Source organism: Actinomycetospora lemnae (assembly GCF_028737315.1).
Classification (GTDB): Bacteria; Actinomycetota; Actinomycetes; order Mycobacteriales; family Pseudonocardiaceae; genus Actinomycetospora; species Actinomycetospora lemnae.
This window is the reverse complement of sequence record NZ_JAQZAO010000001.1, coordinates 636,279-650,079: the sequence shown is the minus strand read 5'-3', so window position 1 is coordinate 650,079 and position 13,801 is coordinate 636,279. Positions and strand designations below refer to the sequence as shown.

At 74.3% G+C, this 13,801-nt stretch carries 11 protein-coding genes; 8 read left to right on the top strand and 3 right to left on the bottom strand.

The features are described from left to right. Nucleotides 1–44: 44 nt before the first annotated feature. The 3 genes from PGB27_RS03140 to PGB27_RS03130 are packed head-to-tail and all read left to right on the top strand — an operon-like array spanning nt 45 to nt 3,071. On the top strand, nt 45–641 hold the full coding sequence (locus tag PGB27_RS03140; RefSeq protein ID WP_274198869.1) for a hypothetical protein: 597 nt from the start codon (nt 45–47) through the stop codon (nt 639–641). After that, nucleotides 638–1,804, top strand: a complete 1,167-nt coding sequence (gene rlmN, locus PGB27_RS03135) for a 23S rRNA (adenine(2503)-C(2))-methyltransferase RlmN (protein ID WP_274198868.1) — start codon at nt 638–640, stop codon at nt 1,802–1,804. Before PGB27_RS03140 ends, rlmN begins: the two co-directional genes overlap by 4 nt. A gap of 7 nt (nt 1,805–1,811) precedes the next feature. Then, a complete protein-coding gene (locus PGB27_RS03130; protein WP_274198867.1) occupies nt 1,812–3,071 on the top strand; it encodes a GNAT family N-acetyltransferase in 1,260 nt (419 codons plus the stop codon). On the opposite strand, the gene ligD is transcribed toward PGB27_RS03130, so the two are convergent. Then, nucleotides 3,068–4,018: a non-homologous end-joining DNA ligase gene (gene ligD / locus PGB27_RS03125; protein WP_274198866.1), complete on the bottom strand. Its 951-nt coding sequence runs from the start codon at nt 4,016–4,018 to the stop codon at nt 3,068–3,070. The genes PGB27_RS03130 and ligD overlap by 4 nt on opposite strands. Nucleotides 4,019–4,069: 51 nt before the next feature. Between ligD and PGB27_RS03120 the strand changes: the two genes are divergently transcribed. After that, complete coding sequence (locus tag PGB27_RS03120) at nt 4,070–5,482, top strand: FAD-dependent oxidoreductase (protein WP_274198865.1); 1,413 nt, start codon at nt 4,070–4,072, stop codon at nt 5,480–5,482. A 16-nt stretch (nt 5,483–5,498) separates the two neighbouring features. Here the strand turns inward: PGB27_RS03120 and PGB27_RS03115 are convergent, their stop codons facing one another. Beyond that, on the bottom strand, nt 5,499–7,478 hold the full coding sequence (locus PGB27_RS03115; RefSeq protein ID WP_274198864.1) for an APC family permease: 1,980 nt from the start codon (nt 7,476–7,478) through the stop codon (nt 5,499–5,501). Beyond that, nucleotides 7,475–7,780, bottom strand: a complete 306-nt coding sequence (locus PGB27_RS03110) for a DUF2631 domain-containing protein (RefSeq protein WP_274198863.1) — start codon at nt 7,778–7,780, stop codon at nt 7,475–7,477. Before PGB27_RS03110 ends, PGB27_RS03115 begins: the two co-directional genes overlap by 4 nt. A 94-nt stretch (nt 7,781–7,874) precedes the next feature. On the opposite strand from PGB27_RS03110, the gene dxr reads away from it, so the two are divergent. From dxr to PGB27_RS03090, 4 genes are all read left to right on the top strand, one after another. After that, on the top strand, nt 7,875–9,053 hold the full coding sequence (dxr, locus tag PGB27_RS03105; protein ID WP_274198862.1) for a 1-deoxy-D-xylulose-5-phosphate reductoisomerase: 1,179 nt from the start codon (nt 7,875–7,877) through the stop codon (nt 9,051–9,053). Nucleotides 9,054–9,111: 58 nt separating this feature from the next. Further along, nucleotides 9,112–10,416, top strand: a complete 1,305-nt coding sequence (locus tag PGB27_RS03100) for a M50 family metallopeptidase (protein ID WP_274198996.1) — start codon at nt 9,112–9,114, stop codon at nt 10,414–10,416. Nucleotides 10,417–10,506: 90 nt separating this feature from the next. Further along, complete coding sequence (ispG, locus tag PGB27_RS03095; protein ID WP_274198861.1) at nt 10,507–11,670, top strand: flavodoxin-dependent (E)-4-hydroxy-3-methylbut-2-enyl-diphosphate synthase; 1,164 nt, start codon at nt 10,507–10,509, stop codon at nt 11,668–11,670. 91 nt (nt 11,671–11,761) lie between these two features. Beyond that, nucleotides 11,762–13,777 (top strand): alpha/beta hydrolase family protein, encoded by a 2,016-nt coding sequence (locus PGB27_RS03090; RefSeq protein WP_274198860.1) that lies wholly within the window; start codon nt 11,762–11,764, stop codon nt 13,775–13,777. Nucleotides 13,778–13,801: the final 24 nt, after the last annotated feature.

The following is a 13,801-nucleotide window of genomic DNA, read 5'->3' as shown; positions in this document are numbered from 1 at the left end:
GCTGGCGTCGGGTTCTCCGGCGCGCCCGCGTTACCGTGGATGTCGTGTCCGCGTACCCGCCGCCGCGCCCGCCCGGGCGGGGCTTCCAGGGCTCCCCGCCGCCCCGCGGGGGGCGTGCCGTCCACCTCGACCCGGTGCTCGTCGAGATCGGGGCCGGGCTCGTGTGGCTCGCGGCCGGCACCCTCGGTCTCGGCGCCGACGGCGTGGGCACGCTGATCCTCGCGGTCGGCATCGCCGTGGCCATCGGCATCGGGGTGGAGAACCGCCGGCGCGGGCCGCGCCTGTTCGACACCACGCGCTCGACCGAGGTGCTGCGGCTCGGCGGCGCGGTGATCGCGCTGGTGATCGTCGCGTCGATCGTGCTCGGGCTCATCAGCGCCTCGGCGTTCCTCCCGGGGCTCGCGCTGGTCGCCACCGGGGTCGCGTTCGTGCTGCTCAGCCGCTCGACCGGGCAGCGGCCGACGCGCTGGCTCGGATTCGTGCTCGTCGGCGCCGGGGTGCTCTCCGCGCTGATCACGACCGCCACCGCGGGCGGGTTCGTGTCCCAGGGGCTGCTCGGGCTGCTCGCCGGCGTGCTGCTGCTGCTGTCGGCCGCCGACCGCGTCGGGCTGGTCGAGATGCTGCGGGACCGTGCGCGATGACCGAGCCCGCCGTACCCGATCTCGCGGGCCCGGACGCGCAGGACGCGCCCGGCCCGGTGCTCTCCCTGTCCCCGCGCGGCTCCCGGCGCACGCGCCCGGCGCGCCACCTCGCCGACCTCGACCCGGCCGCGCGCCGCGCGGCGGTCGCCGAGCTCGGCCTGCCGGCGTTCCGCGCCGACCAGCTCTCCCGCCACTACTTCGCGCGCCTCGAGGCCGACGCCGCCGCGATGACCGACCTGCCCGCGGCCGCCCGCGAGGCGCTCGCGCCGGCGCTGCTGCCCGAGCTGCTGACACCCACCTCGGTGGTCGACTGCGACGGCGGCGCCACCCGCAAGACGCTCTGGCGCGCGAACGACGGCGTGCTCGTGGAGAGCGTGCTCATGGGCTATCCGGACCGCGCCACCGTCTGCATCTCCAGCCAGGCCGGCTGCGGCATGGCCTGCCCGTTCTGCGCCACCGGGCAGAACGGGCTGGAGCGCAACCTGTCCACCGCCGAGATCGTCGAGCAGGTCCGCTCGGCGGCGGCCGTCGTCCGCGACGGCGGGCTGGGTGCCGACCTGCGGCGGCTCTCGAACGTGGTGTTCATGGGCATGGGCGAGCCGCTGGCGAACTACCGCCGGGTCGTCGACGCCGTGCACCGTCTCTGCGACGCACCACCCGCCGGGCTCGGGCTCTCGCAGCGCTCGGTCACCGTCTCGACGGTCGGCCTCGTGCCGGCGATCCACCGCCTCGCCGACGAGGGTCTGCAGGTCACGCTCGCGGTCTCGCTGCACACGCCGGACGACGAGCTGCGCGACAGCCTCGTGCCGGTCAACCAGCGCTGGCCCGTCGCCGAGGTCTTCGCGGCCGCCCGCCGCTACGCCGACGTCACCGGCCGGCGCATCTCCATCGAGTACGCGCTGATCCGCGACGTCAACGACCAGCCGTGGCGCGCCGACCTCCTCGCCAAGCTGGCCTCGAAGCACCTCGGCCGGCTGGTGCACGTCAACCTCATCCCGCTGAACCCCACGCCGGGCAGCAAGTGGGACGCGAGCCCGGCGCCGGTGCAGGCCGAGTTCGTCCGGCGGGTGCGCGACGGCGGTGTCGCGTGCACCGTGCGCGACACCCGCGGGCGCGAGATCGCCGCCGCCTGCGGCCAGCTCGCCGCCACGGCACGTCCGTGAACCCGTCGTGAACCACCAGGTCCACCGGCTCGTCCCGCACGTCACCGACGGGACGGCCGACGCCGACACGGTCACGTGGGCCCGGGCGATGCAGGCCGCGTTCCTGGGTCCGCGGATGGACCCGGGCGACCTGGCCCGGGCCGCGGCGGCGTACGCGGGCCAGCGCCTGCGCGGGGTGTGGGAGACCGCGGACCCGGCGCCGGTCGCCACCCTGCGCTCGTGGGACGCGCAGATGAGCGTGCCCGGCGGGGAGCTCGCCGTCGACGCGATCTCGTCGATCGGGGTGCGGTCCACCCACCGCCGCCGCGGGCTGCTGCGCGCGGTGCTCGTCGACGACCTCGCCGAGGCGGTGCGCACCGGCACGCCGGTGGCCGCGCTGACCTCCACCCAGGGCTCGCTCTACGAGCGCTTCGGCTTCGGCCTCGCGACCTGGACCCGGTCGATCTCCCTCGACACCCGCGCCGCGCGGTTCCGGGTGCCGGAGCCGACCGGGCGGCTGCGCACCCTCGACGTCGCGACGCTGCCCTCGGCCGCCGCGCCCGTGCAGGACCGGGCCCGCCGGCGCCACCCGGGGTCGATGGCCCGCGACGCCGGGTCGTGGACGCCGCTGCTCACCGGCGAGGTCGGGTTCAGCGGCATGGTGCCCGACCGCCACCGCCACGCCGTGCTGTGGTCCGACGCGACCGGGCGCCCGGGCGGCTACGTCGTCTATCGCGTCGCCCGCGGGTGGGGGGAGACCGGCGTCGCCGAGGTGGCGGTGCTCGACCTGCAGGCGACGACTCCGGAGTCGTACCGGGAGCTGTGGCGCCACCTCGCCTCGCTCGACCTCGTCGGCACGGTGACCTGGTCGGACGCGTCGGTCGACGAGCCGCTGCCGTGGCTGCTGGCCGACCCGCGCCCGGTGGCGCTCGGCACGAGCCGCGAGATGCTCTGGCTGCGCATCCTCGACGTCCCGGCCGCGCTCGGGGCCCGCCGCTACCCGGTGACCGACCGGATCGTGCTGGCGGTCGACGACCCGGCGCGCCACGCCGCGGGCACCTGGGCGGTCGACACCACCGACCCCGTCGAGCCCCGGGCGACCACCACCGGCGACGAGCCCGACGTGGCCCTCGACGCCGCGACGCTCGGCGCGCTCTACCTCGGCGGGGTCGACCCGCGGGTGCTGGCCCGGGCCGGGCGGCTCGAGGAGCGCACCCCGGGGGCCGCCGGTCGCCTCGCCCGCCTGTTCGCCGCGCCGAGCGTGCCCTGGAACGGGATCCGCTTCTAGACCTCCGGCGGCTCGTCGGGCACGCCGTAGTCGCGGTCGGCCTGCTCGAGCAGGACGCGCAGGTCGAACACCGCCTCGTCGATGCCGTCGGTCAGGTCGCCCACCTGCGCGTAGCGGGCCGGCATCGTCGCGATCGTGAAGTCGCCGGGCTCGGCGTCGTCGACCTCGTCCCAGCGCAGCGGCGCCGACACCCGCGCCTCGGGCGTCCCGCGCACCGAGTAGGCCGAGGCGATGGTGTGATCGCGGGTGTTCTGGTTCCAGTCGAGGAAGACGGTGCCGGGCTCGCGGTCCTTGCGCCACCAGGCCGTCGTGACGAGGCCGGGCGCGCGCCGCTCGACCTCGCGGGCGAACGCCAGCGCCGCGCGGCGCACCTCGGTGAAGGAGTGCTCGGGGCGGATGCGCACGTAGACGTGCAGACCCTTGCCGCCGGAGGTCTTCGGGAAGCCGACGGCGCCGAGCTCGTCGAGCACCTCGTGGACCACGGCGGCCACCCGCCGGATCGTCGGGAACTCGACGCCGGGCATGGGGTCGAGGTCGATGCGCCACTCGTCGGGCGTCTCGACGTCGGCCGCGCGGCTGTTCCACGGGTGGAACTCCACCGTCGACATCTGCACGGCCCAGATGACGTCCGCGGGACTCGTCACGCACAGCTCGTCGGCGGTGCGGTTGTAGCGGGGGAAGTGGACGCGCACGGTGCGCACCCAGTCGGGCGCGCCCTTGGGCAGGCGCTTCTGGTGCACCTTCTCGCCGTCGACACCGCTGGGGAAGCGGTGCATCATGCAGGGCCGTTCGCGCAGCGCGCGGACGATGCCGTCGGCGACGGCGAGGTAGTAGTGCGCGAGATCGAGTTTGGTTTCCCCCCGGGCCGAGAAGTACACCCTGCCCGGGTTGGTCAGCCGCACGGTCCGGCCGTCCACCTCGATCTCCGCAGCGTCGGTCCCGGCCACGAGCCGGAACCGTACCGCCGCCGCGGTCCGTCCCGGAGCGAACGGAGCCCCATGAGCAAGCGGATCGTCGTCCTCGGGGGCGATGCCACCGGCATGTCCGCCGCGTCGACGGCCCTGCGCCACGCCGACGACGGCGAGTTCGAGGTCGTCGTCCTCGAGCGCGGGCACTACACGTCGTACTCCGCGTGCGGCATCCCGTACTGGATCTCCGGGCACGTCGCCGACCGCGACCAGCTGATCGCCCGCACGCCCGACGAGCACCGCGCGGCCGGCATCGACGTCCGGATGCGCGCCGAGGCCACCGCGATCGACCTGGACAAGAGGTCGGTCAGCGTGCGCGGCGTCGACGACGGCGACACCTACGAGCTCGGGTTCGACGAGCTCGTCATCGCGACCGGCGCGGTGCCGACGGTGCCGCCGCTCGAGGGCTCCGACGCGCAGGGCATCTTCGGGGTGCAGTCGCTGGAGCAGGGCGAGGAGATCGTCGAGGACCTCCTCCGGGGCGCGCGCAGCGACGGGAAGGGCGGCGACGGCGACCGGCGCAAGGCCGTGGTCGTCGGCGCCGGCTACATCGGGGTCGAGATGGCCGAGGCGATGGTCGTGCGCGGCATCGACACGACGGTCATCGAGCACGCGCCCGAGCCGTTCACGCAGGTCGACCCGGACATGGGCGCGCTCATCCGCGTGGCCATGGAGGGCGAGGGGATGACCGTGGTCACGGGGGTGGCCGTCGACGGCTTCGACGTCGGCGAGGACGGGCGGGTGAAGGCCGTCCGCGCCGGCGACGCCGTCTACCCGGCCGACATCGTGATCATGGGTCTGGGCGTCAAGCCCAACGCGCGGCTCGCCGCCGACGCCGGGCTGGAGATCGGCCCCTCCGGCGGCATCGTCACCGACGTCCGGATGCGCGCGGCGCCGGGCGTGTGGGCGGGCGGCGACTGCGCCGAGGTGCACCACCGCCTGTCGGGCAAGGGCGTGCACATCGCGCTCGGCACCCACGCCAACAAGCACGGCCGGATCATCGGCACCAACATCGCCGGGGGCTACGGCGCCTTCCCGGGCGTCATCGGCACGGCGATCAGCAAGGTCTGCGACCTCGAGATCGGGCGCACCGGCCTCACCGAGCGCGAGGCCGACGCGGCCGGGTTCGGCTACGTCACCGCGACCGTCGAGTCGACGACGACCGCCGGCTACTGGCCCGAGGCCGAGAACATGACGGTCAAGGTGCTCGCCGAGCAGCGCACCGGGCGCCTGCTGGGGGCCCAGATCGTGGGCCGCACCGGCTCGGGCAAGCGGATCGACGTCTTCGCCACGGCGATCTGGAACGCCATGACCGTCGAGGAGATGACGTTCATGGACCTGTCCTACGCCCCACCGTTCTCACCGGTCTGGGACGCCGTGCTCATCGCGGCCCGCAAGGCGGCCAAGGAGGTCCAGGGCGAGATCCCGGCGTCCCCCGTCTGAGGGGCTCACCTGGGTGTCAGCCCACGTGGACGGCGGGGCGGCGGTCGCGGTCGGGCTCGGCCTCGCGGAGGACCTCGCGGGTGACGGGCGCGACCTCGCCCACGCCGAAGAGCAGGAAGCGCGCGAGGTTGGTGGCCGGGCTGCCCTCGTCCCACTCGAAGTAGACGTGCGGCACGCGGCCGGTGACGTCGCGCAGGTGCAGCAGCAGCGCCGCGATGGCGTTGGGCACCGTGGCGCTGCGGGCCCGCAGGATGCGGTAGCCGTGGCGCTCCTCGCCGAGCACGTACAGGTCGGTCTCGAAGTTCGACGGGTCGTCCACGGTGATCTCGACGAAGATCACGACGTCGCCGGACGGGATGTGGTGGTCGAGGCGCTCCTCGAGCTCCTTCTCCTCGTACTCGCGACGGTCACGCCGGCCGGGCTCGTTGGCCACCAGCCGGATCGTCGCCTCCGGGTCCTCCTCGTGGGCCTCGCGGACGATGCGCCGCGCGGTCTTGTCGAGGTGCACCGCGGTGATCCGCAGCTCGGTGCTGCGCAGCGCCCGCGAGGCGAACGAGACCACGAAGATCGCCGCCACGAACATCAGGCCGATCTTGAGGCCCTCCGGGCGCTCGATCATGTTCGTGACGGTGGTGTAGACGAAGACGACGGCGATGGTGCCGAAGCCGATCGTCGCCGCCCGCTGGCCCTTCGCGCGCGCCGAGAGCGTCACCGCGATCGAGGCCGAGGTGATGAGCACGAGCACGCCGGTGGCGTAGGCGCCGCTCTGCGCGTCGACCGAGGCGTCGAAGACGACCGTGATGAGGATGCCGAGCGCGGTGAACACCAGCACCATCGGCCGCACGGCCCGCGCCCAGTTCGGTGCCATGCCGTAGCGGGGCAGGTAGCGCGGGACGAGGTTGAGCAGCCCCGCCATCGCCGAGGCCCCGGCGAACCACAGGATGACGATCGTCGACAGGTCGTAGGCGGTGCCGAGCACCGGCCCGAACTGCTCGTGCGCGAGGTAGGCCAGGGCGCGCCCGTTGGCCTGGCCGTCGGGCCCGAACTGCTCGAGCGGGATGAGCAGCGTGCACACGAAGCTCGACGTGACGAGGAAGCCGCTCATGATGAGTGCGGCGGTGGTGAGCAGCTTCCGCGCCCCGGCGATCCGCCCGGCCGGGTCCTTGTGCGTGTCCCCCTGCGCGCCGCGCACGAGCGGCATGACCGCGACGCCGGTCTCGAAGCCGGACAGGCCGAGCGCGAGCTTGGGGAAGACGATCAGCGCGATCCCGACGATGATCAGCGGGTTGCCGTGCTGGGTGAGCAGCGCGTCGCCCCAGTCGGTGACGCGCGTCGGCTCGGTGAGGACGCGGTGGAGCGCCCCGACGACCACGACCAGGTTGAGCAGCAGGAACACGCCGACGACGACCACTGCGATGCCGATGGCCTCGGCGAACCCCATGAGGAACACGACGCCGAGCAGGACGACGAGCGCGCAGGTCAGCGGCACCTCCCACCCGTGCAGCGCCCCGCCGACCAGGGGGTTCTCGACGACGTGCGCCGTCGCGTCCGCCGTGGAGAGCGTGATGGTGATGAGGAAGTCGGTGACGGCGAAGCCGAGCAGCACGAGCACCAGCAGCTTCGACCACCAGTACGACAGCAGCCGCTCGAGCATGGCCACGGAGCCCTCGCCGTGGGGGCTCTCGCGCGCGACGCGGCGGTAGATCGGCAGGGCGCCCGCCAGCGTCAGCACGACGAGCACGAGCGTCGCGATCGGCGAGATCAGCCCGGCCGCGACGACCGCGACGGCCGGCTGGTAGCCCAGCGTGGAGAAGTAGTCGACGCCCGTGAGGCACATGACGCGCCACCACGGCTTGCCCTCGTGCTCGGGCGCCGGGCGCGCGTGGGGTCCGGAGTACTGCGCGCTGCGGTCGGCGAGGCCCTCGAGGAGCCACCGGCGCAGCGGCGACGTCGACCGGTCCCGACGCTCGGGGAGCGCGGCCGGAGGCGCGCTCACCGCCGCCAGGACGTCCGGGAACGGATGATGGCGCCGAGCGACAGCGCGAAGAACCCGACGGCCAGGGCGATCAGCCAGATGTCCTCCTGGCGGCCCTCGTGGTTGCCCCAGAGCATGATCAGCATGATGGCGGCCACGAGGAAGCCCGACAGGCGCGCGACCTTCGGGTAGTGCCCGTGCCAGCCCCACTCGACCGAGGGCTCCTGGTCCGACGACACGCCGTTGACGACGACGCCGGCCTCGTCGTGGTGGGCGACACCGCCGCCGCCCTGGTGCTGGCGGGCGGGGCTGTTGGTGGCCACGGTTGGCTCCTCCAGTGATCGCTCGTGCGGGCGCGCTCAACTTACCGCGCCCCTGGCTACCGCGCGTGGCGCGCGCCCGTGATGATGGCGCGCGATGAGCACACCCCCCGAGCCGTCCGCCCCGCGCCGGCTCGTCGTCCTCGGCTCCACCGGGTCGATCGGCACCCAGGCCCTCGACATCGTCCGCGCCCACCCGGACCGCTTCGTCGTGACGGGCCTCGCCGCCGGCGGCGGACGCCCCGACCTGCTCGCGCAGCAGGCCGCCGAGTTCGGGGTCCCGACGATCGCCGTCGCCGACCCCGCGGCCGCCCCGGACCTGCGCGAGCGCACCGGGGCCGAGGTCCTCGCCGGCCCGGACGCCGCCGCCGGGCTCGCGGGTGCCGGCGCCGACGTGGTGCTCAACGCGATGGACGGCTCCCGCGGCCTCGCGCCGACCCTGGCCGCCCTGGCCGCCGGGTCCACGCTCGCGCTCGCGAACAAGGAGTCGCTGGTCGCCGGGGGCCCGCTGGTGACGCGGGCTGCGACGCCCGGGCAGATCGTGCCCGTCGACTCGGAGCACTCGGCGCTCGCGCAGTGCCTGCGCGGCGGCCTGCCCGAGGAGGTCGCGCGCCTCGTCCTCACCGCCTCCGGCGGGCCGTTCCGGGGCCGCCGGCGCGCCGAGCTCGCGGCCGTCACCGTCGAGCAGGCCCTCGCGCACCCGACCTGGGCCATGGGCCCGGTGGTGACGCTGAACTCGTCGACGCTGGTCAACAAGGGACTCGAGCTCATCGAGGCCCACCTGCTGTTCGGCATCCCCTACGCGCGCATCGACGTCGTCGTGCACCCGCAGTCGATGATCCACTCGATGGTCACCTACGTCGACGGCGCCACGATCGCGCAGGTCAGCCCGCCCGACATGCACATGCCGATCGCCCTGGCGCTCGCCTGGCCGCAGCGCCTGCCGGGGGCGAGCCGGCCCGAGACCTTCGCCGACCCGACCAGCTGGACCTTCGAGCCCGTCGACACCGCGGCGTTCCCCGCCCTCGAGCTCGCCCGGGCCGCGGGCACCACGGGCGGCTGCCTGCCGGCGGTGTTCAACGCCGCCAACGAGGAGGCCGTCGCCGCCTTCCTCGCCGGGCGCTGCGCGTGGACCGGGATCGACGAGACCCTCGCCGCGGTCCTCGACGACGCCGGTGCCTGGGCCGCCGATCCCCGCGACGTCGACGACGTCCACGCCGCCGAGGCCTGGGCGCGGCGGGCGGCGGGGGAGCGGCTCTCCTCGCCCGTCGGGTGAGCCGGACGCGGGCCCCACGTCGGGCACACGGTGGTCGGGGCTACCGTCGTCGCCCGTGATGCTCGTCCTCGGGATCGTGCTCTTCGCGCTGGGGCTCCTGCTCTCCATCGCCTGGCACGAGCTCGGCCACTACTCCACCGCGCGGCTGTTCGGCATCCGCGTCCCCGAGTTCATGGTCGGCTTCGGGCCGACGGTGCTGTCGTTCCGGCGGGGCGAGACGGAGTTCGGGATCAAGGCGATCCCGCTCGGCGGCTACATCCGCATGATCGGGATGATCCCGCCGCCGCCGGGCGAGCGGATCGGGCGCAGCCGCCGGTCGGGGCCCTTCCAGGGCATGATCGACGACGTCCGCGCCGACTCGGTGCGCGACATCCGGCCCGGCGACGAGGACCGCCAGTTCTGGACCCGCAAGCCCTGGAAGCGGATCATCGTCATGCTGGCGGGTCCGTTCATGAACCTGGTGCTCGCGATCGTGCTGTTCGCGATCGTGCTCATGGGCTTCGGCGTCGCGACCCCGCAGCCGGTGGTGAGCGCGGTCAGCGAGTGCGTCGTGCCGGCCTCGCAGGTCGCGCCCGGCTGCCCGCCGGGGGCGCCGCCGACGCCGGCCGCGCAGGCGGGGTTCCGCGCGGGCGACCGGATCGTCACGTTCGACGGCCGGGCCTACCCGGACTGGGAGAGCCTCCAGCGCGCGATCCGCGACGCGCGCGGCACCGTGCCGGTGGTCGTCGAGCGGACCACCCCGACCGGCAGCCAGCAGCTCACGCTCTACCCGACGCTGATCGAGAACCAGGTGCCGGACCTGGACACCCCGCTGGGCGCCGACCCCACCTACGTCACCGCCTCGTTCCTCGGGCTCTCGCCGATCGAGCCGGTGATGCGCCAGAGCGTCGGCCAGGTCACCGAGCGCATGGGGGAGATGCTCGAGGGCTCGGTCTACGCGATCGCGCGCCTGCCCGAGAAGGTGCCGGCACTGTTCGGGGCGGTGTTCCTCGGCGAGGAGCGCGAGGCCAACGGCCCGGTGAGCCTCGTCGGCGTGTCGGTCATGGGCGGCCAGGTGCTCGAGCAGGAACGGCCGGTCGCGGTGGAGATCGCGCTGTTCCTCAACCTGCTCGCCGCGGTGAACCTGTCGCTGTGCCTGCTCAACCTGCTGCCGATCCTCCCGCTCGACGGCGGGCACGTGCTGCCGGCGGCGTGGGAGGCGGTCAAGAAGCGGATCGCGCGCCTGCGCGGGCGCCCGGACCCCGGACCGGTCGACCTCGCCCGCCTCATGCCGATCGGGGTGGGGTTCGCGGCGGTGATCATGGCCTACGGGGCGCTGGTGATCGTCGCGGACATCGTCAACCCGATCGACCTGGGGCTGTAGGGGGCCGCTCGTTGTAAGGCGCGCCACCGGCGGGCCCGCGGGTTCTGGGGGAGACTGGATCGTGACGCGTCCACGTCGTCGAGGAGAGAGATGACCGTCGACCTCGGTCTGCCCGAAGCGCCCGCCGTGCTCGCGCCGCGCCGGAAGACCCGCCAGCTCGACGTCGGCGGCGTCGGTGTGGGCAGCGACCACCCGGTGTCGGTGCAGTCGATGACCACCACGCTGACCGCCGACATCAACGCGACCCTCCAGCAGATCGCCGAGCTCACCGCGGCCGGCTGCGACATCGTGCGCGTCGCCGTGCCCAGCGCGGACGACGCCGAGGCGCTGCCCGCGATCGCGAGGAAGTCGGGGATCCCGGTGGTCGCCGACATCCACTTCCAGCCGAAGTACGTCTTCGCGGCGATCGACGCCGGCTGCGCCGCGGTGCGCGTGAACCCGGGCAACATCAAGAAGTTCGACGACAAGGTCGGCGAGATCGCGAAGGCCGCGAAGGACGCCGGCACCCCGATCCGCATCGGCGTCAACGCGGGCTCGCTCGAGCCGTCGATCATGGCCAAGCACGGCAAGGCGACGCCCGAGGCGCTGGTCGAGTCGGCGCTGTGGGAGGCCTCGCTCTTCGCCGAGCACGACTTCCACGACATCAAGATCTCGGTGAAGCACCACGACCCGGTGACGATGGTGCGCGCCTACGAGCTGCTCGCCGAGCAGTGCGACTACCCGCTGCACCTCGGCGTCACCGAGGCCGGGCCGACGTTCCAGGGCACGATCAAGTCGGCGACCGCGTTCGGCGCGCTGCTCTCGAAGGGCATCGGCGACACGATCCGCGTCTCGCTCTCCGCGCCGCCGATCGAGGAGGTCCGCGTCGGGCTCTCGATCCTCGAGTCGCTGAACCTGCGCCCGCGCAAGCTCGAGATCGTCTCCTGCCCGTCCTGCGGGCGCGCCCAGGTGGACGTCTACAAGCTCGCCGACGAGGTCACCGCCGGGCTCGAGGGCATGGAGGTGCCGCTGCGCGTCGCGGTCATGGGCTGCGTCGTCAACGGCCCGGGCGAGGCCCGCGACGCCGACCTCGGCGTGGCGAGCGGCAACGGCAAGGGCCAGATCTTCGTCAAGGGCGAGGTCATCAAGACCGTGCCCGAGGCCCAGATCGTCGAGACCCTCATCGAGGAGGCCATGCGTCTCGCCGAGGAGGCCGGCGAGGACGAGCTCGCGGGTGGCCAGGCCGGCGGGACGCCGACCGTCACCGTCGGCTAGGTGCCCTCCGGGCCCGTGAGCACCCTCGCGGGCTACAGCCCGCGAAAGTGCTCACATGCGGCGGAGCCGCACCCCGTGATCGGATAGCGGCGTGAGCACGTTCGACGACCTCGACGCCTTCGTCGCCACCCGCCGCTGCGCCGGCCTCGCGCTGTCCCCCGACGGGACGCGCCTGGTCACCACCGTCTCGGAGCTCAGCGCGGACGGGAAGAAGTACGGCACCGCGCTGTGGGAGATCGACCCGCAGGGCACCGGGGCGCCGCGGCGCCTGACCCGCTCCACGACCGGCGAGTCGTCCGCGGCGTTCACCCCCGACGGCGACCTGCTCTTCACCTCCCGGCGCGCCGATCCGACCGCGGAGAAGCCGACAGAGGACCGGACCGCGCTGTGGCTCCTGCCCGCCGCCGGCGGCGAGGCGCGCCCGGTCGTCGAGCGCCCGGACGGGGTGAGCGGCTTCGCCGTCGCGCGCGACGCCGGGACCCTGACCGTCGTCACGCCGAAGCCGGTCGTCGGTGACGCCGAGGAGCAGCGCGAGGCCCGCGAGAAGGAGGGCGTGTCGGCCCGGCTGCACACCCACTTCCCCGTGCGGTTCTGGGACCACGACCTCGGCCCCGGCCGCGCGCACCTCCAGCGTTGCGCGCCCCCCGACCCGGCCGACCCGGAGGCCCGGTACGGCGAGCCCGAGCACGTCGCGCCCCACGGCGACGAGCGCCTCGCCGGTTCCGCGATCAGCCCCGACGGGCGCACGGTCGCGGTGGTCGTCGACGTCCCCGACCCCGCCGACCCCGCGTCCTGGCGTCGCCGCCTCGAGCTGCACACGGGCAGCGACGACGGCAGCGGCACGGTCGTCGTCGGCGACGAGCCGGGCGCCGACCACGAGGCCCCGGTGATCAGCCCGGACGGGCGCTGGCTGCTCTGGGTGCGCGAGCGCCACCCGCGCCCCGGCCGCGGCACGGCGCACACGCTGCGGGCCCGCTCGCTGGCCGACGGCACCGAGCGCGACGTCCTGCCCGAGGAGGCCCACCAGGTCCGCGGCGTCACCGCGGCGCCGGGCGGCGACGTCGTCTACGTCGTCGTCGACGAGGCCGGGCACGGACCGGTGCTGCGGGTGTCGATCACCGACGGCTCGGTCACCCGGCTGACCGCGTCCGGCGCCTACACCGACGTCGTCGCCGCGCGGGACGGCTCGGCGCTCTACGCGCTGCGCTCCGCGGTCGACGCGCCCCCGACGCCCGTGCGCCTCGACCCGGAGGCCGCCGACCAGGAGCCCACCGCCCTGCGCGGGGTCACCACCATCGACCCCCTGCCCGGCACGTTGACCGAGGTCCACGCCACCGCGGCCGACGGCACCGCGCTGCGCGCCTGGCTCGTGCTGCCCGGTGGGGCGTCGGCGGCCACCCCGGCGCCGCTGGTGCTGTGGATCCACGGCGGCCCGCTGTCGAGCTGGAACGCCTGGTCCTGGCGCTGGAACCCGTGGCTGATGGCCGCGCGCGGCTGGGCGGTGCTGCTGCCCGACCCGCGGCTGTCCACCGGCTACGGGCAGGCGTTCCTCGACCCGGCCACCGGCGCCTGGGGCGAGCTGCCCTACACCGACCTCATGACCACCACCGACGCCGCGCTCGCCCGCGACGACGTCGACGCGACACGGGTGGCGGCCATGGGCGGCTCGTTCGGCGGCTACATGGCCAACTGGATCGCCGGGCACACCGACCGCTTCGCCGCGATCGTCACGCACGCGAGCATCTGGCACCTCGACGGCTTCGTCGGCACCACCGACGCGTCGTTCCACTGGCGCCGCGAGTGGGGCGACCCGCTCGACGAGCGCGAGCGCTACGACGCGCACTCCCCGCACCGGCACGTGCGGTCGATCGCCACGCCGATGCTGGTGATCCACGGCGACAAGGACTACCGCGTCCCGATCTCCGAGGGCCTGCGCCTCTGGTACGACCTGCAGCGCAGCGGCGTCGAGTCCCAGTTCCTGTACTTCCCGGACGAGAACCACTGGGTGCTCGCGCCGGGCGACGCCAAGCTCTGGTACCGCACGGTCTGGGCGTTCCTCGACCACCACGTGCTCGAGCGGCCGTACGAGCGTCCGGCACTGGTGTAGCGACACGGGACTCCACTGGGAGTC

What these genes read in the sequence shown, in the direction of transcription:
- dxr (WP_274198862.1), top strand. Translation starts at nt 7,875, where the DNA reads ATGAGCACACCCCCCGAGCCGTCCGCCCCGCGCCGGCTCGTCGTCCTC.
- rlmN (WP_274198868.1), top strand. Translation starts at nt 638, where the DNA reads ATGACCGAGCCCGCCGTACCCGATCTCGCGGGCCCGGACGCGCAGGAC.
- PGB27_RS03120 (WP_274198865.1), top strand. Translation starts at nt 4,070, where the DNA reads ATGAGCAAGCGGATCGTCGTCCTCGGGGGCGATGCCACCGGCATGTCC.
- ispG (WP_274198861.1), top strand. Translation starts at nt 10,507, where the DNA reads ATGACCGTCGACCTCGGTCTGCCCGAAGCGCCCGCCGTGCTCGCGCCG.
- PGB27_RS03100 (WP_274198996.1), top strand. Translation starts at nt 9,112, where the DNA reads ATGCTCGTCCTCGGGATCGTGCTCTTCGCGCTGGGGCTCCTGCTCTCC.